Consider the following 26,699-nt stretch of genomic DNA (forward strand, 5'->3'; position numbering starts at 1 on the left):
TGAGATTAACATTTGAGGAAATTGAGGCATTCAACAAAGCAGCTTGTGTCTTTCAAGATTCTTTCCTTTTGTTCTCTTCCAAACTTGTGATTAGGTGTTTGGTAAAACGTTCTTTTACACGTTTTGTACTTGTATTTTGTTTTTCCTCTGGACGATCCGTTCTTTATTACCTTGTTTGGGTTACATGATGGGCATGGTGGTTCTTTCTTTTTTCTTCTTTTTACCCCCAATTTTTTGGTGTAGTAGAGTGTTGATGGTGGTATCCCGAGTTTCGTAACTTGTACTCCCAGTAGGTATGATATTACGTAAGCAAGCTCTTCTGGCTTGTGTTTTCTCGGCTTAAAGTTTAAATTTCTTAGAATCAGAAGTATTAATTGTGCGAGCGATATGAGGTTAATCTCGGTAACCCTCACGTAAATCTCGTAACCCTTGCACATAAATTTTCTCAAGAAACCGTCCTGAGCGTCCTAACTCCATTTATCTCTAGATCGAGATGCCTATTTGAAGAAATTCTAACTAGATACAATTTTACTATTCATTATCAAATAGGATGACTGTTTGAGAATCCCGTGGCATGTATTTTATTAACAATTATGTTACGCTTAGGATTAATTTTAAATATTTCCTTATTGTAGTTAACATATGAATAGGTATAAAATAGTGGTAATAGCAGTGTTTTTAATACTAGCATCCATTGTAGCTATCGCGGCAATTCAATTAAAAACTGTTAACTCGTATAGTATTTCGGGCTATGGCTTATATGAAACTCCTTATCGTGGTGGGGTGCTAATATCGTTAGAAACACTTTCTTTAAGTAACATTCAAAGCTCTAATATTTCCATACCTTCTGCGGTTTATTACGCTAATTCTTCTTACTATATAAAAATTGCTTCATACACCCCAAATCAAGTTAATACTACTACATTTCCCATAGCTACTGTATATAATAATTCATTTGCAGTAATAAATACTCTATATATCAATATCACAGAATTACCTAAACAAACCAATATGACATTTGCTCAATTAATCTCAAGGATACACTCAAATATAACGATATTAAACGGATTAAATGTCGTTTCATGGAAATTCTTCGATAACTTTACTATAGCTTACCCATCTAAAAATGGGATAACATACGTTTCTATAGGAGTAAATAAGACTGTAGTAATAACTCCCGAAAAAGTCTATGTATTTAAGAACGAATCTATATCTGAGGTTTATCCTACGAAATACGGGTATGTAGTAATAACGGGTATTCAATTACCCTCATCGAATAAGGTTATACCGTTAATAACATCGTCAAATGTTACAAACATATCGTTAGTAGACAAGTGGCATATCGTTATTAAAAACTATGAAGGATCTACAATAGTCGGAAACTACTTATTAGTCTCCAATAAATCTACAACATTACTGCTTAATTTATTAAACGGAAATATAATTTATGAGTTACCTTTCGGAGGAAATGTTATTTATAACTCTTCAATAATAATTAATAATGTATTATACGGAGTTATAGGAAATATATATGTTAAATTATATCTAAATAACGGTAGTTACAACAAAATTTTACTTCCAAACATAACCTCACCATCAGAAGTTCAATTTATAAATAACAGTTACGTATTAGTCTCAGGACTTTATACAAGTTCAACTACTACAAGCGGATTTAGTACGCTACCAACTAGTGAAGTTGGACTTGATATATTATACGTTAATGGAACGATTGCGTATAGTAATTTATCAACTCCAACTAAGACTTTCGTATTTCCTATATCGGTAGTTTACTCATCAGCTTATCTATACAAACTTTCAATTCAATTTAACTTTGAATCATTTAACACTCAAGTAGATGTGCTGAGTATGCAAAACTTAGTACCTCCAGCCACTACAACGACGAGTACGACGACAAGCACGTCTACTGTATCGTCTACTACAACTAGTAGTACATCTACTACAACGTCAACAAGCACAATAAGTACAACTAGCAGTACTACTACAAGTACTACAACTAGTAGCACATCTACTACAACTAGTAGCACATCTACTACAACGACGAGTACGACGACAAGCACGTCTACTGTATCGTCTACTACAACTAGTAGTACATCTACTACAAGTACGACATCAATAAGTACGGTAACTCCTAGCAGTAGTACATCAACGAGTCACCCTACATCGTTCCCAACTACTATTGTTATAGTTGCTATAATAATAATTGCAATTATAGCTATAGCAGTGGTCCTTCTACTAAGAAGATAATTTTAAAATAATTTTTTAGATTATTAATAGTCTATTAGATATAAATCTGGTTAAAGCTAGTTTCTAATCTGCTCATCATCGCCCTAAAGAGTTAACAACATGATCTCTTACTCTTTTGAATTAGTCGATCCATCTGTAAATTGTGTTCAAGTGAACTTGCAGTATTTTTTACTGTTCATCCCTTCCAAGTATAGTAATATTTCTCTATTAGTCTCATTTAGGTTCTTGGGTTTTTTAAAGAAGTTTTTTGATCCCCTTTTTATTACCCTAAACATGCCCATTTCCCAGCATCTCCCCACTAAATTTGATAATCCCTTCTAGTCCCCCTTTGCAACTCCCATGGGTTTATTTATTACATGCAAAAATTACGATTGTTTAAGGTTAAGGGAATACACTTAAAAGACTACTCAAGTAACACTATAAAATTTAATTCTATTTACCGTAACACTATTCGACTCAATTTCTTCTTAATGTTTTCATAAGTTATAATTTTTATCTTTCTGGATCGTTTCACATAAATAGTTAATGTAGAATAGTTATTATCTAATCCTTGTATTATGAGGACGATCAAGACATCATTTTAAAAAGATGAGTTTAAATATTACATTATTACCGATTGTTGTATCATTACTACCATCGAATATTTATTGATAAAAATATAATTAAAAAGTTATTCAAATAATAATAGGTACTGCAGCATTAGAATTAAATCGTCTGTCTTGATATTGCCTTTAGAAGCTACAATGTAAAATTCTCCCTCATCCTTCAAAAGATCAGCCATTTTCTCAATTTTTTCGTCAGAAATTCCTTGATATTTAAACCAGATTCCATTAACTATTCTCTCCTTATAGCTTTGCATTACCTTATCAGTTATCACATATTTTCCATCTGATGTCTTCTGCAAATACCCCTCTTTTACTAGATCGTTTAGTGCCTTAGACAGACCCGCGTCGGACATATCAGTTAGTTTCCTCAGTTCCGTGAAGGATCTCGGAGTCTTACAATATTCGAGTATTAAATTTCTCTTCACGATATAAAATCTATTCTGCCTATTTATATTCATTGCAAGCTCCTCACTTCGTTCTTTAAGATATTGAAGGATTTAATTGCATCAAACCCAGTCTTACCTTTCCATAGTTCCATTTCACCCTCTGTAACCATCACCCTGTGGTTTTCATAATCCAGTAACAGCATTGTATTCTTCTTCTTTATAGTCTGGTCAGTTTCACTAACTATTTTTACGTCATTTAATATTACATGCCTAAGTTTTCCTTCACTTGTAACACTCACCGCTACTGACTTATTTCCGAGATAAATACCATAAAATTTGTATATAGCTTCATCGTTGTTGTCTTTTCTTATTTTTGTTTCAGTGATTTTTACTCTCCAATCATCTCCAACAATCTCATTAGATACTTGACTTTCTAGATTTGTTTTATTCATTATTTCTCTTAGTCTATCAAGTGGCATTTGTATTATCTTATCAAACGGATTTTCTTCACCCATTTTTTCTTCACTCAACTTTACTTAAGTAAAGTTAATATTTAAACTTTTTGGTCGAAACTACTTTATGGATTAGTTCAATTTTTATCGGAGTTGAAATTAAACTCACTTTTAATTCAACCTTATATTTAGAATTTAAGAGAAATCAAGGAGATTAACATTTAAGGAAATTGAGGCATTCAACAAAGCAGCTTAACTTGGATTTCAGCAATTCCTGTTCTTAATGACTACACTATTTCTCTACAGTAGATTAACTAAGATTTGCAAGTTAGATAGTCTTTTTCTTCCCACGCTTACAAACTTATGTTTGTTAGAGACGGAGAATATAGAGCCTAGTAAGTGCGGAGGTAAAATGGTCAGCATATATCTTGTTGTTTCCGGTAACTCTCTCATTTTCAACATCTTAAATTAAAACTAGTCTTTATTGTTCTTTTGCCACTATTACTAAAAGATCATATCATTGATACTGCTATAGGACTTTTACACCAAATTAGTTATGGAGCATACTCCAAAAGTTTATTAACTATTTTCTGGAGTATATTCCAATGAATGTTGAGGAAATTAAAGCGGTACTGAAGGAGCAGAGGGAAGAGGAGATAGAACTGACCTCAAACGAGAGGATAATACCCAGAGGGCTCATCGTTCCCCTCATTGATTCGGGTTTACATCTCTAATTTGAGGGAGAGTAGGGGATGCCGAAACTCCCCCATATGAAAAGAGAAGGGAACTTTCATCCATAACGTCTAGCCCCTTAAATAGAGATGATAGTTGCCCTCATTCAGTCCCATTAAACCCTCAATCGATCTGAAAAGGAGCGTCGTCAGCATCACTAAAAGATATCTCGATAAAGAAGTATTTAAATATAAGAAGCTCTCCATCTCCATAAATGGTGAAGCTGTATGCCCCCTTAACCTCTTACTCTGTAAATCCCTTTTCAGCAATTAATTTAGAATGGAAACTTTGTAATTCAGAGCTAACTAGTTCTAGAAATTCCCGCAAAATATTGATCTGTATATAGGGCTATTGTTGGGATATAGATAATATTGACCGTTTATTGCTTCTATAAACATCGTTTTTTGCGTGATCTACTGAGTGGAAACAAAAGGAAAGTTCTATGAATACTGCAGAAATAAGTGTTAAGTATATGTTGAATATTTTTAACCTAATATAAAGCAAAAAAAGTTTGCATTTATAAGGGGTTTTCATAAGGGGTCTTTTTTGGGTCTAATGACAAGGAAAATCGCTAAGGCTAAGAACGCTATACTGACTGCTAATATTTCGGGCCAGAGATTGGCATAGGGTGGGTGAATGTATGTTGTCTCTGCTGTTACTGTTTGTCCCGAGGGCTCAACAGTAACTGTTTCAGGCCCTTGCGGTGTTTGGACTGTAACTGTAGCCGGTAGTTGAACCTTTTCAGAGAAGAATATTATTAACGGTAGATGAACAGTTGTAGTTGTTACTGTTTTTATCGTATGATCTATTGAGTGCAGATAAAATGTCACACCGAGAAGGACTAGAGCTGCCATTAATATTAAAATTGCTTTCCTCATGTGCTAAAAACATTAACTACAGTTTATAAAACCTTTCATAAGAGTAGGGAGTTTTAAGGATAGCCCCTTAATCTCTTAATAATGCTCCTCAACTCCGGTGAAAAGTAAAAAGTTAATACGGTAGCTACAATACCCGCTACTATAATAAACTCCGGTAAATATTGTGCATACCAAGGAGGTGGAGGAAGCGGTTGGGCAAATCTAGGTGGTTCACCAGGGAAAATAGATATATTAGTTATATTCGCCGGCGTGCTATTAACAAAGAAAGCCATGATTAAAAAAGAAAGAACAGAATAGAAAACATTTTCCTTTAGCAGTTGTTGTTCTACTTTAACGTAACTTAAAGATTTTCATCAAACCTAGTGCATCAACTAAACACATCTCAACTAACCTGAGGAGTTTATCCTCATATTTTTAATTAACTAAACACTAAACTAAAAACTTTATCGGTAGTGCCGGGAATTTTGTATTACCGAGGAAAATTAGAACAACTGCTATTCCTTATAACCCACATGTAGTACCAATTGGATAGGTGAATTGGTATAGGTAGTCCCATCCACCATTGTAGACTTTAAAAAGGGCTATTTTCTAAATTTAAGTTTAATCCAGCTGAATATCGCAATTCCTAACATTATTATACCTATTGTTAAGACTTCCGGCCATAAGTTAGCATACCAAGGTGGTGGGATTTGTATGTAGTATATGGTCAAAGATGACGAAACAGGTATACCAGTTGAACTATTATAAACTTCAATTGGTATTGGTTGTGAACTATTAAGGATTCCATGTACTAACTGAGTAGTTACTGGCTGAAGTGGACACATTTTGATTAACGTTCCGTTATCTGTTATTATTTTTACTGCTGGAATTGGTTTATCTACTAACTTAAGCCAAATCCCCGAACCAGAGAAAATAGAACCTACAACTGTAAACAGTTTTTTCATATAAGACAGATTTAAAAAGAGGTAAAAAAGATTTTGCTTAATATAGTTGTGACGTCGTGTAGCTTATTTGTGCACTTCCTCCTATTCTAGCCAAATCGGTATAGGTGTAGGCACCAAGATTTGAGAAAGTCACACTACCGGATATCCATTTAAACCAATTACTTCTTGATGTATATATTGGACTCGAGTATTGTGGGCCCACTGAAAACACATCGACGGATGTAGCCGGTTTTCCTTCTATTGTGAAACTTGAGATTGTATATGAGAAGTTTACCGATGCATTCGGTAACATGTTGCCTATTGGGTAGTAGAAATAGTTCCGTTGGGAACTAGTGATCTAACTATTATAACGTCATTATTCATTAAGAGTGGGAAAAAAGAAAATGACATTAAAAGAGACCTAAAATCTCAGATACCTCTTTATCATCCAGCGGAATCTGGGACTCACAAGTACCAAAATTCCTAAAGAGGCTAAAACGATCGCTAAGGCAATTTCCGGGGCATACTGAACATACCACGGAGGTGGCGAATAAGGAACAAGCTTAATAGTTTGGTTCATTGGGCCAAAATTAATACCCGAGGACGCCATATAAGAAAAAAAGATTCTTTATAATATACTTTTTCGTTAGTCGATATGTGCTAGAACTAATGGTGTTTCTGTGTAACTAAGTTGTAAGGTTCCCGAGATTTGAGCACTACTACTCGATGTGTAAGCGTTTGCAGAAAATGAAGGGTTACTAGATAACCAAGCAAAAGCCCATGATACATTACTATTAATCCAATTATTTGGATCGGATAGTTTGTAACGTATTCCTAGTAGGGCTAGATAGGACTTCCTCATTGTCAGGGAAAAAGAAGGTAGACTTTAAAAAGGGCTTAGTTAAATGGGTGGGGCGTAGTTAAAGAGAAGGATAAATGTGTTATTTGCATCTATTATTATTGATATTGCGATAAATGGTAGTAATGAAAGCCACTTATACTTACCTACCTTAAATAGGTCGAAGAGCCTTGTATACCAATAGACTCCGGTGAAAAACAGAAGTTTTATGGATATTACCATCATTAACGCTAAAATAAGCGAGATATGACCTTCGTAATAATAATAGTACCATATAAAGTAGTTCTCTTCAAACGTCATATTTCCTTTCCACCAATATAATACAGATAATATGACGTCATAGACGTTAAGTAGGATGAAGAGAATCCATACTATTTTAAGGATTCTCATCAACTTTCACCTAACTAACGCAGATATTATGTTTTTTGCAAACACGACTCAGCACGAGATTAGGTGACTATTAAAACCGTCATCTTCCTCTCTTCTTCTTCACCTCACGAAATACATCGAATAAGGTAAGGGAAATCAAAATCAATGCCATTGATATGAGAACAATGGAAATAAGAAAACCTTCTTGTGGGAAACTGGTGGGTTGTTGAGGCGTAGTGAAAAAAGTTCCAAACGGTGTACCGTTAGTTGAAAGATTTCCGTATGATATAGTGATAGTTTGCATCGAAAACAAACTTCAAATAAAAAATAAAAAATCTTATCCAAAGAGTAGCATTTGAAAAGGCATAGTTCAAAGCCATTTATGGAATTAAAAAAGCCTTAAAGAATAGTAGACAAACGTGGCAAAATAAATATTTCGTAAATTACAAGGAGTAATGAGACAGATGCCAGAATTTTAAGTATTAAGGTTTTTGAGCGGGGGAAGAACTTCGTATCCCAGTAGGTAAGGCTTAATCCTATTATTTTAAGACTAATAAGATCAGGTAGCACAAGAACTCCATTATCTTCAACTATCTTCGCTATAGGAGCCACTTCAACGAAACCGCCGGTTATTGCGATATATCCAGTATACAAACCGTAACTGCAGAGCAAATCGATAATATTACAAATAATTATAATAAGCCAAAGAGTCCTTACCCCTAACCTCATCACAAATTACCTAACTTACCCAGATATTATGTTTTTTGCAAACATTGTCAGTATTGAATCCATTGAAGCAAACTCCTTACCTTAGACGGTACACTTTCCTCTGGGAATTCACGCAAAACTAGAGAATGAGCAAACGGGATGTTCTCATGCAATCATCTTATTCGATATCTATTAGTAAAATTATATCAGATTTTCACTAATATTCTCTACTCCCTTCCGGTAAGCCTCATCCAAGGGAGTAATCTCCCTTGAATAGATTACAAGGTACATGACGTTCAACAAGGCAAGACTATACTCAACCGTCCTCTCACTCCTATTAACCTAGTATCTTAGCAAGTGTTTACCCGTGGCGTAACTTATGCTTACTTTTTATTACTTCTAATTCCGTCACGGGCACACCTCTTAAGGGATCATACACCTTTACCCTTAACTCATTGGAGCTAGTCGAGGGAAACACCACTACCCTCCCATCCACCTTTCTCACAATGTTTAGAGGTGCAATTGAGTCCCTCTCCAATAAAACATTCCCACCGTCTAAATATCTAGCATTCACTTTAACCACTTTAATACCCCTACCCTCGTGAGCAGTGCCCGTCATCATGTAGGGGTTAAAAACCTTAATAATCTTCTCGACAACTTGCCTACCCTTCTTCAGCCTCTCACCGTTAAATTGGTTAATTGACGAAGTGTAAGCCTCAGAGACCTCCTCAACGTCTATTGGCTGTGCATTAAGCATCTCCACGAAATTAATAACACTCCATTGATGAATCCTATGCTTAAGCCCACTGCTTTTGTTCTTTTCCATCCTCTTATTATCAACAAGAAGAAGAGATAAGTAAATCTTCTTCATTCTTTCTTTTTTAACTAAAATATTATCTCCTTAGCCTTCTTTACAAGTTCGACAACCTCATTGAAAATATCTTCAAATACCTCCTTAGGTAAATGCGATTCGTAAAAGTTCTTATGTAGTTGATCGGCAAAGGCTAATAGGTCAACAAATAGCTGGTAAGGTTTTATTAAAGTGCCATCTGATAGTCTAATTTGCTTTTTCTTTTCGACATTACTTGCGATGAAATTATATAAATCGTAATGACTCCAATGAGATAACATTATTCCCTTATTAGCAGCATATACTTTTATCAACGCTGTAACTGCTCCCCACAATTTCTCTCCACCTTGTCTATCCCTTAATTTTATAGCTTCCTCATAATATTCTTCAAAAATCTTTTTGTAAATTTCAATACGTTGTCTAGGGTCCTTATCTAAATTTTTAATCTCGTCCATAATGTCATCCCTGCTCCATCCCGTTTCGTATGATAGACTTTTAATTAGAGAGAGGTCGTAGTCACTAAGCTTTTCCTTTTTATTTAACTTATCGTAGAGCTTAACTACTTCTGGGGAATTCACAATTTTAACTTATCATTTAAGCCTTAAATATTTTGACTCGAGGGTGGTCGATAATTTCATTTATTTGAAATTTGGTTAAAATTCCCTTAGAGTCTTCTCTTTTAAAATCTCCGATTAACAATAAAGATTTTTGAACATGATTAAAATCACAATATAATCACTTTATTAGCTGTTAAATCTTTTGGTGAATTGAAACTAGATTTATATTTTATATGATTTATACCGAATTAACAAAATTGATTGCCTTACTCTTTGACTCATTATCCAAGGTTAAAGAGCTATAACATTTTTTCGTATTTTGGCTTATTAGCCATATAGGCTAATAATTCGTTTATGTCCATATCAACAGGCTTTTCAACGAATTCTCTAACCTCTCTCTATCTCATTTTCACGTAATATATAAGCATAATATATCTTAACGTAGCCAATGATAGCGTTAGCGTATTTTATTTCCGTCTCTACTACTTCTATTACATCTGTCCTCTTACCTCATTTATTTCCTCTTCGAATCGTAAACTGCGGTACCCAATGTTGCACTCGTAATAAAGAAAAGGATTAATTGGAATCCTTTAAGAGGTCTAACGTTAACAACTAATCGTATTCTTTCCAGACCTTATCGTTGTAATTGTAGTACTTACTCTTCGTTTATGTCATATGAGTGCGACCTACTAGCAAATCGTCTTCACCACTATTCTCCTCTTTATACCTCAATATGACGACACTATCGGCTAAGACAGATATGGCGTATTTTTCAGCACTACTTATTCCGGAGGTAGTTCTTGAGAAAGGCTTTTAAGTTCTCAATTATCAAAACTTCCTTCTTCTAATTCACTTCTCAACAAATTGACTAGGCTTTTCATGCGGTTAGACTATCTTGAGGAGGCTCAGTATAGATAGTCAAATTCCTACCTCTTAAGACACTGGATAAGCCAGCTATTAACTTTTTTAGATAATAGGTCAATTCGTGTATGTTCTAACGAAAAACAATTGAGAATGTAATTAATAGCTGAGATTAACATATGACTTTCGCACTGAGAGATAACTTTTACAAATTCATTAAAAATGAAAAGACTAATACTTAACTAAGATATCCCTTTATTTCTGTAAATTTCGGAATCTCGCTGATGTTACTTACGACTGCAAATGTACTCTCACTATCGTCTAGTACAATATAACCAATACCCCTAGACTTACTTCCTCCTATGAAATAGCCAACTTCCTTTAAGAACTTTAAAGTATTCCTCCATAATTCGAACTCATTTCTAACTATTACCTTAACTACAATCTTTTCAGTATTAACCACCTCCTCGATGAACAAATGCCCTTCAGAGGACTTTTTACTTTTCCTATCAATAGTGACGTGTGTTCTTTCCGTGATACTCGCACTAGTAATTAGACTATCTGAAATAGTTATACCACCAGCAAAATAATTACTTCCATACAATCTCTCTATTGGGCAATTATATTCGTTGTAGATTTCCCTTAGTTCATTCAAGCTTTCACTAGTTAGCTTACTAACGTTTATACCATTTTGTGTAATAACATCCTTACCAACATTACTAACGGCTATCCTTCTAAACCGCTCATCACTCTTCAACAGAGCTCCTATCGTCTTAATGTCTATTTCCTTTTTACTATGCCCTTCAAAATGATCATTATTATTTAAAATGACCTCACTTACTCTTCTAAACATTCCCTTCCAACTACTTGCAGGAATCATTACACCTTCTGGTCCTATTCTTAATTGACGTAATACGTTGTCGCCTATCTCTTGACTTCCCCCTACTCTGAATCCCGTAGTTAACTTGAAATTCAATTTAAATAATTGAATAGCCATTCTAGCTCACCTTATCAAGTAATGACTTCAAGTCCGATATTCTAAACATGAAATTTAGACCCGCCGGCATTATGCTCTTCTCGTTATTAAAGCTTTCAACGTAAATTAGGGAACCCTCCCTCAAGGTCTCAAAAACGGGTTTTTGACCACTAAAACTGTCCGCCGTAAACCAGCCAGAATACATGGACTTGTCCCCTATAATGTGCTTAGCCTTAAAGAACGTTTTTCCAAATAGTGATATCACACAAGGCGATAGACAATATAATAACCCCTTCGACTGATCCAATGACACTTCCTTAACCTTTTCAATATTTACAATCTTATTGCCCCTATTTTTCCCTCTACCAATCTTTATTATCTTAACAGTATCAATAACTTCAGAGTCTGAAGCAATGGCCCACATTTCATCGAAGTGTTTGTACTCATAAGCGAACAACATTCCCTTGTATGACGATATTGATGTCTTATCGATGGCAACATGCATTTGAATGGTGGATTTACTCGAAAATCCCTTGTATTTATTCTCCTTCTCACTTTCCCCCTCGTAAGTTATTAAAGATCCGATTTTCGGTTTAGGATTTTTACCTTCTATTTCTAATTTCATAATTTCCTCAATTGGTCTATTGGCCTCAAACTCCTTTTCCTTCTTCTCAAGTACCTTTTTAACCTCAATGAATTCATCACCCTTCCTCTCAGTAGCTGGACTGAAATAATGAGTTGGTGCAGTCCTAATTGGATAAGCTGGAGAGACGTAAAAGTTCTCGTCGATCTTCCCCGTTTGATTAAAATATTCAGCTAGAATAGCCCCTCTAAGAGTTGTTGAAGGAATGTAGTTTGTAATGGAGAAATAGTAATTCCTAATTTTCCTCATTTGGGTTGTTATATAACCGTTAACCTTTAACTTTATTAACATCATTTATTCTCACCCCACAAATAACTGGAAAGTTGATTTAGTATTCCCTTAATTTCATCATCACACTTAATTCCCTTACAAATTTCCTCAATATTATTCACCTTTACGTCAACCATCGTATTCCTTCCTAATCTCCAATACCTTAAATCTAAGATAGAGTAAAGTAGAAGTTTAAACAACCTTTCGTCATTACAAGTATAGTAAATTGTGAAGGAGATATCATTATTCGGCAATATAACTTCTTGAGTAAAAAGTGACCCCTCCCTCGCCTTTTGTGTCTTATCATCAATTGAAACTCTAGTTATATAGGAGATACGGTAATCAGCATGAGAAACCTCTATAGTGAAACACCCCGTAAGTGAATCTGGATAACCGAAAAGTTTGCACACATCACAAACCCCTTTTTCATGGGCTTCCTTAATACTTTCAGGTTCAACCTCTCCGCATGACGTGTACCCTTTAGGTAATAAATTGTGTACTGCAGTCCTCATGGCACCTTTTATGCTAGACGGCGGGATTCTAAGTGGGTTTAAAGGTATATCTATAGAGCTTATAGTACTGCCTCCAGCTATTGTAAGTGAAGTCAAGTTCCTCATGCTCACCTTAACCGCTATCATATTCCCACCCTGATCGTTTTTAATATGAAGTAATAATCGTAAAGTGGAAACACGAAATTATTATCTCTACCTTTTAAAATCAAATCAGTAATGTTCCTAATCAAACTACCTTCATCGCTTCTAGCCTTAGCTCTTAATATGTAAGCTAAAGTATTGTAAAACTCATGAGTATCTGCGTAATTGACGAAATTCTCTAAAGGCCTTATCTTATCCCTAATTACCTTTCTACCCTCTTCTGGATTACCGTATAACTCAATCAACTTTCCAAAGTCGTCCAATTCCATTATTTTCAAAAATTTCTCTATATCATCAACGTCATTAGAAACCACCAATAAGCTCTCTTCCTTTTTCCTATAATTTTCTAGATCACTCTTAACAACACCCTCACTGGCTAAAGTTGAGGAAAACACCAAAACCCCTATTGAGGACTTCCCACCTGGTGCAGTTGTCTGAATCTTACTCTCTTCCATGAGCGTGTTTACAGCCCCATAGGCGAATTGCACTGGGTGATCTGGTTTAACTGATATAATACCCACTTTGAACGTAAATCCCGTATACTCCAAGCTCCTCTTAAACATTTTAGTAGCAAAAGGCACGGCTATTGCCGAGGGCTGTAATATCGTAATATCGTCACCTCCCAAGTAAAGTACACCTAGTAAAATCCTTGAAACCAAATCCTTCTTAACCGACTCATCTCCAGAGGCCCTTAAAATGTCCAGTAACGTGTCATAGAACATTTTCTTTACCCCGTAATCTAACCTAAAACTCTTATCGACGTACTCTGAAAAAGTAATGGTATTCCCAAAGATTTTACCAGCGTTATTTCCATCAGCCTTGATAAAGGCGACATACTTAGTGTCAGAAATGTTCCTATATCCCGCAATAATCTCCATGGCGTACTTGCTAAACGTCTCATTATCCTTAGGATCAAACTTTATGTGTTCTTGAGGAGAAATGGGAGAATTGCTTTCTTTACCTTCCTCAACCAAATAATACATTGACTTAAGTTTTGCCATAAAACCTCTATCCCTAGATAGCTCTCTAACTAATTTACAAGTCTCGCATAAATACTCATCCTCGACTACATCAACAGCTGGCCTCACTCCACAATTATCACAAACTCTATGTAAACCATAAGAGTAAATTTTACCGTCTCCAGAAATCAGATACCTCTCATAACTCTTTGACTTCATTTCATCGTAAATCTCCCTGTAATTCCTAATGTATTTCTCATAGGCGAAATCAACAACCTTAACGTCCAATCTAAGATCTAACTTACTAAGGGCAGAGGAAGAAGCACTTCCCAATGTTGTTTTAACGTCATCTTTAGAGCCGAAGTCACTCCTAACTATAATATATGAATGACCACCATAACCACTTAACAACGCCTCCGCCGGAATTCTAGACTTCTTACTAGTCTTTTCGTAATACGCTTGATCTAAGGCTATAAAGGAGTAAACCGAAGTTACAAAGTCAACTAGAAAACTAGCGAAGCTCATTTCCCTTAACTTGGGAAAACTAGTTATGAATCTCTGTATTCCAGGGAAATCAACGTAAACCAAGTAACCTATTGGATTTCCCTCAGTCTTCTGGGTATTAAAGGCTTTATTAATTTCATTATATATTACTCTATATAATCCCTTACTTTCCTCACTATAGGTCTCTTTCCCGTACTTTTCAAGACACTCCATACATTCCTTTGCCTTCGCATCTTTGCCATAACACCAATTGTAGCACTCTCTTATCTTCGTGTTATTTATAGCACCTTTCACTATTTCACTAAACCTATCAGTAGCTGCAGCTAACCTATCAGCATCATTCAAAATGGTCTCCAAAGGAGCGTGGTGTTGTTCAACTAAACTCTTAACCCTAGTTAAATTGGGCTTTAGACACTCAGCTCCCTCAATGACCTCATCCAAAATCTTAATTGACTCACTAACGTGTTGAGTTGGGTTGAACAACTTACCTAGGTCATGAAGTAGAGCTGCAATCCTCAAGTAGTTTAAATCCACTGATCCCTTTTGCAATAACCATACTAGGATTGATGATAATTGAAGGTGAGAGGCTAAAGACGTGAAATTATATCCCGGCCTAGTATCAGCTGGAACGTGAAGCAATTTCTCATAAATTCTCCTCAAAGTCTTCACATATCCTAAAACTTCTTCCATGGCCTTTCTCTGCTCTTCCAGTTTCTTCAATAAACTCACAATATCGTTAACTGGTATGGAATCAGCCATATGCCTATAAACAATGTAAGTGAAGAAGTACTCATGCGGGGTTGAGAGCCTATTACCAGGGACGTAGGAAATCACCATTGGGAGCTTATAAATTATGGAAATTAGATCAGCGAAAATATCTGTAGCTATGGTCTCGTTATTATTTGCCAACTCACAGGCTAAAGCCGAAAATGCTTTCAAAGTATCTACAACGTCCTTCCTTAAACTCTGCACTTCACTTTCGTCTACGAACTCAACTCTCTCATCTGGCAATAGCAACTTACCCCTTATTGTACCTCACCTCCATCTCAATATACCTTACCCCATTACATTCAATTCTCTTCATATTACCTTCCTCGCTTTCATTACAATTCAACTCATATAGGTAATCCTTGCCGGGTTTACATTCCTCTATGTATAAATCATATCTAATACACTTCTTCATTTTACCACTCCTCATTAATATTTCTCGGATTGAATTGTTTAACAAAATCAGAAATATATTTATTACATTCCGTTGGAGAAGTTTTCAAACTGAATCTAACCCTTCCAAACTTCCTATCAGCGAACTTGAACCTACCCAACAACATAACCTTAGAGCTACTACAATCTCTAATGAAGCCAAAACCATATAGCAACATTCCAAGCTCAACGGAATTTAGAGATTTATATACAACTCTTCCAGTGAAAATTGAACCCTTAGTGGCGACTTCGTAATCCCTACCCATTACGTTAAAGTAATCCACTTTACCAGAGGTCATCACGAAATCGCTAAACGATACCCTACTGGCTAACCCCGTATTGCCTAACAAATCGCACACTGGACAAACTTGCGGAAATTTATCAACGTCAAACTTATCACTACCCCTATTGGGATCAGGGTTGAAAATCCTCTTGTATGTTGCGGAGGATGAAGTAGCTTGACCAGTAACTATGTAACATGAACCCGGTACAGATAATTCCAGCCTACTCCTAACCATTCCCTTAATGGTTGATCCCGGGATAACAACTCTATCCTTTTCTTTAACCATCAGAAAAGCTACTCTTGAGAAGTACTGAGCAACATTAGGTATTTTATTTCCCTTTAAGTACTCGTCAACCAATTGTCTAACGTCACTAACACTCTTCATTATCTCCACATCATACTTTCCGGAACCCACGTGTAAGTAGTCGGAAACTACAGCAAACTGTAACTCAATCACTCCCTCTAAACCCTTTTTATCTCTGGGAGTGTAATCACTTCTTCGGATAGGGGATCTTTGCACTATTGAAAACCTCCATGAAGGGTTTCATTTTTTCGAAAAACTTATTTCCATCTTCCTCTTCTAACCCACTCATATCCTTTACTGCAATATCCTCATCCCCAATCTTCTTTTCTCCTACGTCAGTGAACTTAACCTTACCAAACCTCACAAAACCGAAACCTCTACTCTTATGTCCTCCGACTTGCGTAAATCCGTCGTGAACATTCTTCATTATCGTAACCAAGTAACCAATAGCGTAATTAGGTAAATTATAGCCAATCATCTTGAAACTGAACTTCGATCCCGTCTCAACGTATTCCACAGTAACTAAAGCCCTTCTAGCTACAGCACCCTCGCTTCTACTAATCGCTATCATTGACCTGGTATTCAATGAGTAGCTAATGGGAAGCGAATCCAGAAATCTCACGGCACCTATGACGCTCATTGTCCCAAAAACTTTACAGTTCAAGCAAGTATAGTCCCAAAACACCCTTAACGCTTCATTGATATTTCCCCTCAATCCCCTTTCGAATTCCCTCTCCATTTCATTATTGTTCAGACAGTAATCCTTTCCTATACCGCTACAAACCACCATATTTCTTAACCTTAAAATCCTTTCTCCAGTAGATCTGAATATCCCCTTCCACGATGATCCTGGAATTAGCGGTTTACCTTCCGCATCCTTTAGAATGGAATCCCTTGCTATGGAAGCTGGATCAAAACTCTCCCTACCTCCCCCAATCCTCAAAGGAGATTGGGTTTCCACTATACCTTCAATAATTGTAGTCCTCTTTATCACACTTTTATTAATAAAGGAATAGTTAACCATTGCCTCCAATCACCTCTTCTAACTTCTTCACAGTGACGGGGGAAATTAGGTTAGGCGCCTTATATAAGGTCACCTTACCTTCAACTAACTTAATTAGACCATAACCAACACTCTTCCTAGCACCTATGAAAATTCCCTCTTTAACCAAGGTCGCTAAAAGGAACTTTAGGGCATCAATAGACTTCACCTTCCAATCCTCCTTCTCCCCCTCAATTAAGTTAAGATTGTAAATCATCATGGTAAGAGTAAACTCAGCACCGGGATCTACGTAATCCAAATTATATAAATGGCCGGGCGATTGACCACCGAAAACCCTGTTAATTGCAACCATTGTCCTCTGTGAAATCGAATACTTTTCAGCTAAGGAGTCCAAAATATAAATCCTTGAAGCCAAATCCTTAAAACCAAACAATATGCAAGGAATACAATACCTTCTCTCTATAACCTCGTTGTCCTTCTTTTTCTCCTCACAACTAACGCATTCATTATCGTCTAAATCACATACATAATACTTACTATCGTTTAGCGAATTTGTAAAGGATTCTATTAAACTCCTGAACGCCCCCTTTAAACTTGACCCCGGTATGAGAGGTTTATCCCCATATTTAATTATAGGGTTATCTGTAGCTTCAGTGAAATCCTGAGTCTTACCCTTACCTACCCTTAAGGGGGTCTCATTACGTAGCTTACCCTCAATCTTCACAATGCTGGTTATGGCGTCAAGATCCATACAAGACATTTTCACACCTTACTCAAGATACTAACAAGTTCCTTGAAAGTCTTAACATTTCTCACATTATTGTAATTGACACCTAACCCCGTTAAAGCATCATAAACCCACTTTACATATCCCAACAGATTCACAGCTTCCTTCATCTCCTTATCCTTTAAACTAGCTAACAATAACTTCCCTGTCTCCTCGTCAATCTCCTCTCTTCCTGCTTGACGCATAATGTAAAGCAATAACTCATTCATATCCCTTCTACTTTGTAGAAAACTCAACAAACTGTTTATGGTACTTGAATTGACAACTGGTTCATACTTTTGGCGATTAGGTTTTGGCTTTATTGCAGAAATAGCTATTCTAGTAGCAGTATCAAGTAAATTTTGGGAAGACACATATCTATTTACGTCTTTACATATATAAGATTTGGTCATCATAATACCTCCCTTTCTTTTTCACATTTCTGAAAAATCCAGTTCCAAAAACTACAATCTTCCCCCTCTCAGTAACATAGTAATTCCCACTATCAACTTTTTTAACTAAACCCATTTCCTCCAATTTCCTCCTAATCCTTGAGACAGTAGCCTTACTTATGCCCGTAATCCTCTCAATTTCCTCTATCTTATAATGCCCGTTCATCATCTCCATTAATACGACAAACGTTTTATGATCAATCTCAACCTTTTTGAAAATCTCTCCATCTACTTCAATCCTTTCTTTATCGTAAATTACAAACCTCACCTTTCTGTTAATAGTGGAAAATAGGTAAAGCATTGCAATATTGAACCTAATGGAATTAGCAGTAATCAAAACTACGTAGCTGTCCTTACTATTACTGATTTTCTCAGCAACTTTTTCAGCTATTCCCTCAAAACTTAGAGAACTACAATTGTCAATAACTTGAACGTTGTCAACCTTTAACCTAGTTCCTTTAACATCCCCGCAAATTATAGCCTTATTAACGTTCTTCGTATAGTTCTCTAACTCGTAGTTGAGGTAAACCAAATCTGATGCAATTATCGTGACCAACTCACATCAACCCCTTTCACTCTAACAACACCAAACCCATTCCTCCTTGATGAACCAATGCCTCTTGCAATTGCGTTTTCCAAAACCTTAACTAAAATTTCATTCTCTCCCTTAACGGAGTACCTTAACTTTCCAGTGAGTCCTATAACCAACTTATCATCATACCTCACACTTGCGTACTTCATAATTGAGGGCTCTTCCCAAAGCATTTGAGCAAAACGAGAGATCACCTCATTAAGTTTTTTGTCACCCCTATTTAACCCCGTAGCGTCAATAACGTTATTGAAGAAAACGTACTCGGACTTGTTAGTGAACACCTTTTTCTTTTCCTTTACGTAAGGAGACACTATCAATGCCGGTGTCATAATTTCGACCTCGAAGTTTTTCGGGATCGAACTAACCTCGACCTCGTGAACCTCAACGTCAATAACTTTCCAAAAAGTATTGAATAAATGCCTGCTATCTAGATTAATTAAGGCTGAATATACGTTCTTTTCATCACCTCCAATTTCAAAGGAATAAACGTTACTGCCAATGACTTCCAGATATGTTGGGACTGATACATATTTTAGTAGATATTTTCCCTTGTACTTTAGCGGTGATATTGAAACGTTTTTTGGGTCTAATAAAAGGCTCTTCCCAATCTTACTGCTAAAGGGTATAATTGCGTCGTTTTCAGGCTTAACGAAAACTTCAGCAACTATCATTATATCAACCTCTCTAAGACTGAATGTAACAATGAGTTCTGCCCGTAATCCTTAATTCTAGCTGTTGTATTTAATGAGTGCTCAAGACCCTTAATCAACTTACTCAAATCTTCTACATTTATCGTTATCGCTTCCCTACTTGGAGAATATGGAAATACGTTGAAGTGAATTTGAATGTTATCATTCGTCAAGCTAATCACTAAGTTCCCTCCGTCAGCTATTGGTCTATCAGATGGTATCACGTAAACGTTACTGAAGGTAACCTTGATCATGCAACCACCATGCGTAAATACTTCTTTATTGAAATCTTCGTAATTATAACATTGTAGAAGTCAATCCTCTTAACTATGGCGTAATCTGCATCATTGGAGTCAATATCGTAAATCGCTGAAACGAAGCTTGCCCTTCTAGTTCCGTAAAGCCAAGCGTAGAGCGCAGCTTGCAGTATTCCCTTCTTCTCGAAAGTGGGGTCTACTTCTCTTGCAAAGCTCTTAATTTCTCCTGGAATATAGTCTTTAATGAAATCAGGCCGACCGCAAATGTTATCTTTACAAACTCTATAAGCTGGTTCTGCATTAATGAACTCCCTTATGCTATTTTCTAGTGTTACTCCTATGTTAATTTCCTTTATACCGAGGATGTCATTAACAATCTCACTAATAGAATAGTAAAAGTCGTTGTGTTTGGTGTAATTAATGTTCTCAAATTTAGCTTTATAGTTTACTCTAAACGATGCTATTTTGTATAGTTGATACTCTATAGTGTTAGATGGGAACCTCATCAGGCTCACCCCTCAGTTCCCTAATCTACACTATCTTCTTCCTTAATTTGTAAAAAATCTTTATTTAGTTTATTATATGCCTTAGTTATGCAATATCTTTTTACCATTTTAGGTCGTGATTAACTTTTTCATAGCTAGCTTAAAAAATTTTCTGTACTGCATCCTCTCATATAATCGCTCCCTAAAAAATATTAAAAAACATCATTGTAGGAAAAACAGTAGACCGAAAATAGCTATTAGATATTGGATGACGGATATTTTATATCAATTCATTTTAGGACAAGATCTTCTGCTATTTCATGATATATAAGTTTTACTAGCCTATCTTCCATTATCTTTCTTTGAGGTTTTTATGAAAAATCTAGGAATTAACATGCGTAAATGGGAAAATTTATATTCCCTTATCGTCATTTACACTTTAAATTTTTCTTTATCGAAAAGGAAGCGAGTAAGCACATCTATGTAAGAGTTTACTGATAATAATTGAAGCTAGTTCAATTTCAAGTAAACCATTAACTTACGTATTTTAGCTATTTAACCTCTTACTGTTTCAAATAGTGTCTTAACGAATAGAGGGTAAACGAATTCTATATGTTCTTCTATCTTTAAAGTCGTAAACGTAAAGGTTCTCTACATCAATAATTATGGGATCAATAAAAACGTATTCCTTTGCTCCTCCCCTACTTCTTCCTTTTGGCGTCACAATGCCTACATACTTAACTTTAGAAAATAACTTTTTACTAATGGGAATAGGACCAATTCTATATCGAGGAAGCTTAGATAGGGCTAACATTTTTACAGCAACATCTGGGTCATCAGTAAACAAATTTGTCAAATACGTACCCTTTGGATTGTAAGACATAATTACTCCTTTCTCGATTACGAATTTTAACTCAGCCTCACTCGTATATCTGAAGAGAGCATCAGTTTCATAAACTATAGCCCTCCTAGATCGTTGATAAAAACGGCTAGAAGACATCATTAAAGATTAAAGAGAAACATATTTTAAATCTATTGGAAAATTATATCCCTTTTACATTAAGGGGAATTTAAAGTCCCTTTTATTCACTGCTTTTATTAAATTATTATAGCATTCCTCTAAGTCCCAGAGGTATTTCGCTTGAGACTTACCCTCTCGCTTGTCTCCATTCACGCAATGGAATAGACCCTTCTCAACAATTCCTTCCAAATTAACGAAATCGCTTTCCTCAGGAACCTCATGATGGAGCCACCACATTGCATACACTTCATATGATAGCGAAGTAGGTTGTTCTATCGGAGATGGAGTAATATTATCAAAAGTAATTGAAAAGTAATTTTCACGTTCCTTCATGACACGTTCTTCCTCCTTACCCTCAAGCTCATCAACGTGTAGTGGTTCGTATTCACCAAATACAACAGTTATCCTTCTCTGATCAAAGGGAAAAACATCTAGATATATGTAATTATAACCTAAAGACATTAATGAACCTTCAAATCTTTTGAAAGCTTTTTCCAATTCATTAAACATCCTCATCACTTTTGGCTCATTACTCACCCAAGCCCAGAACTCAAAGTCATCAGTTATGTACGCCATTATATTATACTTTACTTTTATAGGTATTTGTATCTTGTGGTTCAACGCAAGGATTAACAATTACCTTTCTAACTAACAAATATCCAATGTATTTAACGACGTTATATCCCGATACGTCCCCAGCAATGTAAAATAACAACCTATTTCGTGATGACATAATAAACCTTCTACAAAAATGATTATAAGTTTTACTCATAGATTTCTGGCATTAAACTCTTTTTTATATATAATCTATCCTCATAATTATCTATATACTGCACGTTATACTTGCTTATAGTCTAAAGGACAACGACATTTCTAAAATTACACAAAAACCTTTCCTTATATTAGGGAGAAAGTCTTGCCCTTTAAAGTCTCAAGGAGTATAATAAAAAGTAATTCTCACGTTAAAAAAATTTTACTTTATCAGCCTTAGTGAAATTAGGAAATATTGCGTATTTAAAAGTAAGTTTAAAAAGATAATTATACGTTACAGTGAAAGAAAGATAAAAGGAGAACGATAGAAGATAAAAAGTATATATCGATATGTTACGAAATTAGTGAAATATTATTATCATGAAAAGAACTTTAAATTTCGTTTTCATTAAGTAATTTAAAAGTGTGAAGGTTCGAGTCTCAATGCGACCAAAACGAATCTTTCTATAATAATTGAACGTTTATAAATGATAGGGTGTATTTCAATTTAACATAAAATCCTTGCGACCAGAAATTGTTAAATTAATTACAACTAAAATTGGTCGCATGAAGAGTAAAGGATAGTCATGAAAATTTATAAGTGAGAAAGGAGAAAAGAAAGATAAGAAGTATAAAAACACATCAGATTAATCCTAGAAGGAATTGAAAGTTAACGATAAGAAGCAGGAAGATACATCAAAAACCCTTTCGATTAATCCTAGAAGGAATTGAAAGAGATATTTATTAAAATCAATTTTTCCACGCCATAGTTCAGATTAATCCTAGAAGGAATTGAAAGTTATTGTGTGGAAACAAGTAAGTGGCTTATCTTCGGAGATTAATCCTAGAAGGAATTGAAAGTATTGATTGTAAACAAATATAGCAGCCACTTGCATTATCGATTAATCCTAGAAGGAATTGAAAGAGGTATAGTACCACCACAAATACAGTCATATATAACTAAGATTAATCCTAGAAGGAATTGAAAGTAAAGTAATGTATTTGATTTCTCATCCTTCATCCTGAAGATTAATCCTAGAAGGAATTGAAAGTTTCTCACTCATTTGTCATCAAAAAAGATTATGCAATCTGATTAATCCTAGAAGGAATTGAAAGGAGATAGAGATTAAAAAATTGTTAAAACAACATAACTTAGATTAATCCTAGAAGGAATTGAAAGGAGGTGCAAAAAGTTGGCACAAGCTCAAAACCCAAAAGGTAGATTAATCCTAGAAGGAATTGAAAGTTCCCTACGCTTGAAATGCCGTTCAGAATGTCGTTGATTAATCCTAGAAGGAATTGAAAGTACTCCTCACCTCCTTCCTTTTTTTCCTCGATTTGGATTAATCCTAGAAGGAATTGAAAGTCCATGTTCAAGAAGCGAGACAAGAAATGACATTTTAAGGATTAATCCTAGAAGGAATTGAAAGATTAAGTTGGCAAAACGCTTAACTAAAACCAGATCCGATTAATCCTAGAAGGAATTGAAAGTCCAGACTACAACATCCTTTATCTTGCAGTATAAGAATTGATTAATCCTAGAAGGAATTGAAAGTTTTTCTTACTTCATCTATATAAAGTCCAAATAAAAATCCTGATTAATCCTAGAAGGAATTGAAAGGTTTCCTAAATTGCTTTTGTACACGCTGAACCTTAGATGATTAATCCTAGAAGGAATTGAAAGATTCATTTCGGCGTAAAGCTGTCCCATATTTCTCCTAGATTAATCCTAGAAGGAATTGAAAGGCACTGCATTCTGGATACTTAATGATGACTTGGGAGATTAATCCTAGAAGGAATTGAAAGTGATAAAGGGTGGCAAGAATATCTATTATATCATAGTCGATTAATCCTAGAAGGAATTGAAAGAATGATATTCCCCAAATATTATTTCTGTTTCCTTTCTTGATTAATCCTAGAAGGAATTGAAAGAGAAGTACTACGAAACACACATATACTATAAAGGCAGAGATTAATCCTAGAAGGAATTGAAAGATAAGTATTTTATATCATCTCTAAGTTTTGTTAGCTCGATTAATCCTAGAAGGAATTGAAAGGTTACAGCGCTAGTACCGTTCGCAGCTAATGTTAATGCCTGATTAATCCTAGAAGGAATTGAAAGCTCCATAGGTAAAGGACTATAAAACGCTCAGTCTTGATTAATCCTAGAAGGAATTGAAAGTTTATAACTAGATAAAAATGCGTTCATTAAAAAAATTTTGATTAATCCTAGAAGGAATTGAAAGATATGACATTATAGAAGAAGATGGGACTATGAAAGTGCCGATTAATCCTAGAAGGAATTGAAAGCTTGGCACTTTGAGAACCCTCATCTTTCTCATGTGAATGATTAATCCTAGAAGGAATTGAAAGTAGATCAGGTGTGGAAACATATTCAGGAATGCCCTGAATGGATTAATCCTAGAAGGAATTGAAAGTTCTTAGTTCAACGATAATCGGATATGCAAATTTACTGTGATTAATCCTAGAAGGAATTGAAAGTGCTAAACTCTCAAGTCTTGAAATTTTGAATTTAGTAATTGGATTAATCCTAGAAGGAATTGAAAGTTTTCTGAAGTTGAAAAAATCGCTCAACTGAAGAAATTTTGATTAATCCTAGAAGGAATTGAAAGAGCTTTTTTCAATCACAATATTTATTCGGTACACCTCGATTAATCCTAGAAGGAATTGAAAGATTATATACTCTTGCGGTTTACAATAAGAAAACTATTGGAGATTAATCCTAGAAGGAATTGAAAGGGATTATCATCAATTAATATCGCATCCCCAACTGTCGATTAATCCTAGAAGGAATTGAAAGTTGTTTATCACTCTTCGCTCCAACCACACCTACTTGATATGATTAATCCTAGAAGGAATTGAAAGTTTATTATCTTAAACTTCGGATGGTCTAGCAGACTTTTGATTAATCCTAGAAGGAATTGAAAGAAGAATGGTATAGCTGAAGAGAAGTCGGGGACTAACATTGGTTTGATTAATCCTAGAAGGAATTGAAAGAATTCATATAGATGAATAAGGTGAGTAAATGGCAAGTCCAGGATTAATCCTAGAAGGAATTGAAAGAATACATTTTTAATTCTGTATCGTTCTTGCATTCTAATTGATTAATCCTAGAAGGAATTGAAAGTATTTTATTAATAGCAGTGGTGGGTTTAGTGTGGGTAGTGATTAATCCTAGAAGGAATTGAAAGTGAGAACTTAAAGTAAAATTGGTATCGTCAGCAGCAATCACAAGATTAATCCTAGAAGGAATTGAAAGTTTATTATATCTAGTCCTAAATATAATGTTAATCTATGATTAATCCTAGAAGGAATTGAAAGTCAGATAGGACACGATATTAGCAAAGTTCTGCATTGAGATTAATCCTAGAAGGAATTGAAAGTCTTGTCCCACACCTTTCACCTCTAATTTACTATATGTGATTAATCCTAGAAGGAATTGAAAGGTCCTCATCAATGTCGTCAAAATACACTATCTCGTTGATTAATCCTAGAAGGAATTGAAAGGAATTACTATCAAAAAGTGTTACAACATACCAATCGATTGATTAATCCTAGAAGGAATTGAAAGATCATGAAATTCGTTACCTATATCGCTTTGATCTTTATGATTAATCCTAGAAGGAATTGAAAGTCAATGTCAGTCGGCAACTCAGGCAACTTATTGTACTGATTAATCCTAGAAGGAATTGAAAGACATCACTGGATGCCCCAGATTTATCTACACCGAAATGGGATTAATCCTAGAAGGAATTGAAAGGTGATAGAATAGTTGAGATCATCAGCCCTGACGGAAATATTAGATTAATCCTAGAAGGAATTGAAAGATTTCTCAGCTTCATGACTTCTGAATCCTATAAGATGCAAGATTAATCCTAGAAGGAATTGAAAGCTCATTGCCTCCTCATCTTCTACTTTAAATTTATATACCGATTAATCCTAGAAGGAATTGAAAGCCGATCCATCCCTCTCCCGGCTTCCACCACTGTAATTCCCTGATTAATCCTAGAAGGAATTGAAAGGTAACGATACCCATAAATCCGATTAATTGCTTGCGTGGATTAATCCTAGAAGGAATTGAAAGAACAAACGGCACACCATCACCCGTTCAACCACTAAGTTTAGATTAATCCTAGAAGGAATTGAAAGAATGAACAACTTTATGATATTTTAACACAGATACCTTACGATGATTAATCCTAGAAGGAATTGAAAGACTTTTTACTAGAAAATAAACATCTTGACGTTCTTTTTGTGGATTAATCCTAGAAGGAATTGAAAGGAAATAGCCGAGAAGATGAAGATGAGCGATGAGATGACGATTAATCCTAGAAGGAATTGAAAGTCAAAAGCTAGCTTTGATTGAAAATACTGCGAATTTGTGGATTAATCCTAGAAGGAATTGAAAGTTTTTCTCTGCCTCCTT

The 26,699-nt window shown here is 35.2% G+C and carries 29 protein-coding genes, 4 pseudogenes and 1 CRISPR repeat array (1 of these 34 running past the window's edge); of the genes and pseudogenes, 2 read left to right on the plus strand and 31 right to left on the minus strand.

Annotated elements, in window-relative coordinates:
- Nucleotides 1–47: 47 nt before the first annotated feature.
- Nucleotides 48–437, minus strand: a pseudogene (locus tag J5U23_RS08110) (IS1/IS1595 family N-terminal zinc-binding domain-containing protein); the annotation flags it as partial.
- Between the two features lie 205 nt (nucleotides 438–642).
- On the opposite strand from J5U23_RS08110, the gene J5U23_RS08115 reads away from it, so the two are divergent.
- Nucleotides 643–2,265: a hypothetical protein gene (locus tag J5U23_RS08115; protein WP_218265821.1), complete on the plus strand. Its 1,623-nt coding sequence runs from the start codon at nucleotides 643–645 to the stop codon at nucleotides 2,263–2,265.
- A 123-nt stretch (nucleotides 2,266–2,388) separates the two neighbouring features.
- Here J5U23_RS08115 and J5U23_RS15790 read toward each other — a convergent pair.
- The 3 genes and pseudogenes from J5U23_RS15790 to J5U23_RS08125 form a co-directional block, all read right to left on the minus strand.
- Nucleotides 2,389–2,546, minus strand: a pseudogene (locus tag J5U23_RS15790) (IS630 family transposase); the annotation flags it as partial.
- 389 nt (nucleotides 2,547–2,935) lie between these two features.
- On the minus strand, nucleotides 2,936–3,328 hold the full coding sequence (locus J5U23_RS08120; protein WP_218265822.1) for a MarR family transcriptional regulator: 393 nt from the start codon (nucleotides 3,326–3,328) through the stop codon (nucleotides 2,936–2,938).
- Nucleotides 3,325–3,771 (minus strand): hypothetical protein, encoded by a 447-nt coding sequence (locus J5U23_RS08125; protein ID WP_218261575.1) that lies wholly within the window; start codon nucleotides 3,769–3,771, stop codon nucleotides 3,325–3,327. Before J5U23_RS08125 ends, J5U23_RS08120 begins: the two co-directional genes overlap by 4 nt.
- A 542-nt stretch (nucleotides 3,772–4,313) precedes the next feature.
- Between J5U23_RS08125 and J5U23_RS16000 the strand changes: the two genes are divergently transcribed.
- The gene (locus J5U23_RS16000) at nucleotides 4,314–4,442 is read left to right on the plus strand and encodes a hypothetical protein (RefSeq protein ID WP_261310577.1); all 129 of its coding nucleotides are present in this window, start codon (nucleotides 4,314–4,316) and stop codon (nucleotides 4,440–4,442) included.
- A 528-nt stretch (nucleotides 4,443–4,970) separates the two neighbouring features.
- On the opposite strand, the gene J5U23_RS08130 is transcribed toward J5U23_RS16000, so the two are convergent.
- The 27 genes and pseudogenes from J5U23_RS08130 to J5U23_RS08260 form a co-directional block, all read right to left on the minus strand.
- Nucleotides 4,971–5,318: a hypothetical protein gene (locus J5U23_RS08130; protein ID WP_218265823.1), complete on the minus strand. Its 348-nt coding sequence runs from the start codon at nucleotides 5,316–5,318 to the stop codon at nucleotides 4,971–4,973.
- Between the two features lie 53 nt (nucleotides 5,319–5,371).
- Entirely contained in the window at nucleotides 5,372–5,590 is a 219-nt protein-coding gene (locus tag J5U23_RS08135) for a hypothetical protein (RefSeq protein WP_218265824.1), read from the minus strand.
- Nucleotides 5,591–5,899: 309 nt separating this feature from the next.
- Complete coding sequence (locus J5U23_RS08140) at nucleotides 5,900–6,262, minus strand: hypothetical protein (RefSeq protein ID WP_218265825.1); 363 nt, start codon at nucleotides 6,260–6,262, stop codon at nucleotides 5,900–5,902.
- 37 nt (nucleotides 6,263–6,299) lie between these two features.
- The gene (locus J5U23_RS08145; RefSeq protein WP_244988749.1) at nucleotides 6,300–6,554 is read right to left on the minus strand and encodes a hypothetical protein; all 255 of its coding nucleotides are present in this window, start codon (nucleotides 6,552–6,554) and stop codon (nucleotides 6,300–6,302) included.
- 333 nt (nucleotides 6,555–6,887) lie between these two features.
- Nucleotides 6,888–7,103 (minus strand): hypothetical protein, encoded by a 216-nt coding sequence (locus J5U23_RS08150; RefSeq protein WP_244988750.1) that lies wholly within the window; start codon nucleotides 7,101–7,103, stop codon nucleotides 6,888–6,890.
- Between the two features lie 39 nt (nucleotides 7,104–7,142).
- Nucleotides 7,143–7,490, minus strand: a complete 348-nt coding sequence (locus J5U23_RS08155; protein WP_218265826.1) for a hypothetical protein — start codon at nucleotides 7,488–7,490, stop codon at nucleotides 7,143–7,145.
- A 79-nt stretch (nucleotides 7,491–7,569) separates the two neighbouring features.
- Nucleotides 7,570–7,773, minus strand: coding sequence for a hypothetical protein (locus tag J5U23_RS08160; protein ID WP_218257768.1), 204 nt, complete (start codon nucleotides 7,771–7,773; stop codon nucleotides 7,570–7,572).
- A gap of 95 nt (nucleotides 7,774–7,868) precedes the next feature.
- Nucleotides 7,869–8,198: a hypothetical protein gene (locus J5U23_RS08165; RefSeq protein ID WP_218265827.1), complete on the minus strand. Its 330-nt coding sequence runs from the start codon at nucleotides 8,196–8,198 to the stop codon at nucleotides 7,869–7,871.
- Nucleotides 8,199–8,378: 180 nt separating this feature from the next.
- Nucleotides 8,379–8,519, minus strand: a pseudogene (locus tag J5U23_RS08170) (IS1 family transposase); the annotation flags it as partial.
- Nucleotides 8,520–8,538: 19 nt separating this feature from the next.
- Nucleotides 8,539–9,006 (minus strand): annotated as a pseudogene (locus tag J5U23_RS08175) (IS200/IS605 family accessory protein TnpB-related protein); the annotation flags it as partial.
- A gap of 56 nt (nucleotides 9,007–9,062) precedes the next feature.
- Nucleotides 9,063–9,605: a PaREP1 family protein gene (locus J5U23_RS08180; RefSeq protein ID WP_218265828.1), complete on the minus strand. Its 543-nt coding sequence runs from the start codon at nucleotides 9,603–9,605 to the stop codon at nucleotides 9,063–9,065.
- A 1,078-nt stretch (nucleotides 9,606–10,683) separates the two neighbouring features.
- Complete coding sequence (locus tag J5U23_RS08185) at nucleotides 10,684–11,442, minus strand: RAMP superfamily CRISPR-associated protein (RefSeq protein WP_218265829.1); 759 nt, start codon at nucleotides 11,440–11,442, stop codon at nucleotides 10,684–10,686.
- Nucleotide 11,443: 1 nt separating this feature from the next.
- Complete coding sequence (locus tag J5U23_RS08190) at nucleotides 11,444–12,313, minus strand: hypothetical protein (RefSeq protein ID WP_218267518.1); 870 nt, start codon at nucleotides 12,311–12,313, stop codon at nucleotides 11,444–11,446.
- A 41-nt stretch (nucleotides 12,314–12,354) separates the two neighbouring features.
- Entirely contained in the window at nucleotides 12,355–12,972 is a 618-nt protein-coding gene (locus tag J5U23_RS08195) for an RAMP superfamily CRISPR-associated protein (RefSeq protein ID WP_218265830.1), read from the minus strand.
- Complete coding sequence (locus J5U23_RS08200; protein ID WP_244988752.1) at nucleotides 12,969–15,461, minus strand: HD domain-containing protein; 2,493 nt, start codon at nucleotides 15,459–15,461, stop codon at nucleotides 12,969–12,971. The genes J5U23_RS08195 and J5U23_RS08200 overlap by 4 nt, the downstream gene beginning before the upstream one ends.
- Nucleotides 15,462–15,468: 7 nt before the next feature.
- Complete coding sequence (locus J5U23_RS08205; RefSeq protein WP_244988753.1) at nucleotides 15,469–15,633, minus strand: hypothetical protein; 165 nt, start codon at nucleotides 15,631–15,633, stop codon at nucleotides 15,469–15,471.
- Between the two features lies 1 nt (nucleotide 15,634).
- Nucleotides 15,635–16,453: an RAMP superfamily CRISPR-associated protein gene (locus tag J5U23_RS08210; protein WP_218265832.1), complete on the minus strand. Its 819-nt coding sequence runs from the start codon at nucleotides 16,451–16,453 to the stop codon at nucleotides 15,635–15,637.
- Nucleotides 16,425–17,261 (minus strand): type III CRISPR-associated RAMP protein Csx7, encoded by an 837-nt coding sequence (csx7, locus tag J5U23_RS08215; protein WP_218265833.1) that lies wholly within the window; start codon nucleotides 17,259–17,261, stop codon nucleotides 16,425–16,427. The genes J5U23_RS08210 and csx7 (J5U23_RS08215) overlap by 29 nt, the downstream gene beginning before the upstream one ends.
- On the minus strand, nucleotides 17,254–17,991 hold the full coding sequence (csx7, locus tag J5U23_RS08220; RefSeq protein WP_218267519.1) for a type III CRISPR-associated RAMP protein Csx7: 738 nt from the start codon (nucleotides 17,989–17,991) through the stop codon (nucleotides 17,254–17,256). Before csx7 (J5U23_RS08220) ends, csx7 (J5U23_RS08215) begins: the two co-directional genes overlap by 8 nt.
- 11 nt (nucleotides 17,992–18,002) lie before the next feature.
- Nucleotides 18,003–18,380, minus strand: a complete 378-nt coding sequence (locus tag J5U23_RS08225; protein ID WP_244988754.1) for a hypothetical protein — start codon at nucleotides 18,378–18,380, stop codon at nucleotides 18,003–18,005.
- Nucleotides 18,381–18,396: 16 nt separating this feature from the next.
- The gene (locus J5U23_RS08230; protein ID WP_218257777.1) at nucleotides 18,397–19,014 is read right to left on the minus strand and encodes a helix-turn-helix domain-containing protein; all 618 of its coding nucleotides are present in this window, start codon (nucleotides 19,012–19,014) and stop codon (nucleotides 18,397–18,399) included.
- On the minus strand, nucleotides 19,002–19,721 hold the full coding sequence (gene cas6, locus J5U23_RS08235; protein WP_218257778.1) for a CRISPR-associated endoribonuclease Cas6: 720 nt from the start codon (nucleotides 19,719–19,721) through the stop codon (nucleotides 19,002–19,004). The genes J5U23_RS08230 and cas6 overlap by 13 nt, the downstream gene beginning before the upstream one ends.
- Complete coding sequence (locus tag J5U23_RS08240) at nucleotides 19,721–19,993, minus strand: hypothetical protein (RefSeq protein WP_218257779.1); 273 nt, start codon at nucleotides 19,991–19,993, stop codon at nucleotides 19,721–19,723. The genes cas6 and J5U23_RS08240 overlap by 1 nt, the downstream gene beginning before the upstream one ends.
- Nucleotides 19,990–20,502, minus strand: a complete 513-nt coding sequence (locus J5U23_RS08245; protein ID WP_218265834.1) for a hypothetical protein — start codon at nucleotides 20,500–20,502, stop codon at nucleotides 19,990–19,992. Before J5U23_RS08245 ends, J5U23_RS08240 begins: the two co-directional genes overlap by 4 nt.
- A gap of 562 nt (nucleotides 20,503–21,064) precedes the next feature.
- A complete protein-coding gene (locus J5U23_RS08250) occupies nucleotides 21,065–21,484 on the minus strand; it encodes a hypothetical protein (protein WP_218265835.1) in 420 nt (139 codons plus the stop codon).
- A 51-nt stretch (nucleotides 21,485–21,535) separates the two neighbouring features.
- Nucleotides 21,536–22,078: a hypothetical protein gene (locus J5U23_RS08255; RefSeq protein ID WP_218265836.1), complete on the minus strand. Its 543-nt coding sequence runs from the start codon at nucleotides 22,076–22,078 to the stop codon at nucleotides 21,536–21,538.
- A 4-nt stretch (nucleotides 22,079–22,082) separates the two neighbouring features.
- Nucleotides 22,083–22,235, minus strand: a complete 153-nt coding sequence (locus J5U23_RS08260; protein ID WP_218257783.1) for a hypothetical protein — start codon at nucleotides 22,233–22,235, stop codon at nucleotides 22,083–22,085.
- 662 nt (nucleotides 22,236–22,897) lie between these two features.
- Nucleotides 22,898–26,699: direct repeats of the CRISPR family, unit length 25 nt (it continues 1,880 nt past the right edge of the window).

This window comes from Saccharolobus shibatae B12, assembly GCF_019175345.1.
Taxonomy (GTDB): Archaea; Thermoproteota; Thermoprotei_A; order Sulfolobales; family Sulfolobaceae; genus Saccharolobus; species Saccharolobus shibatae.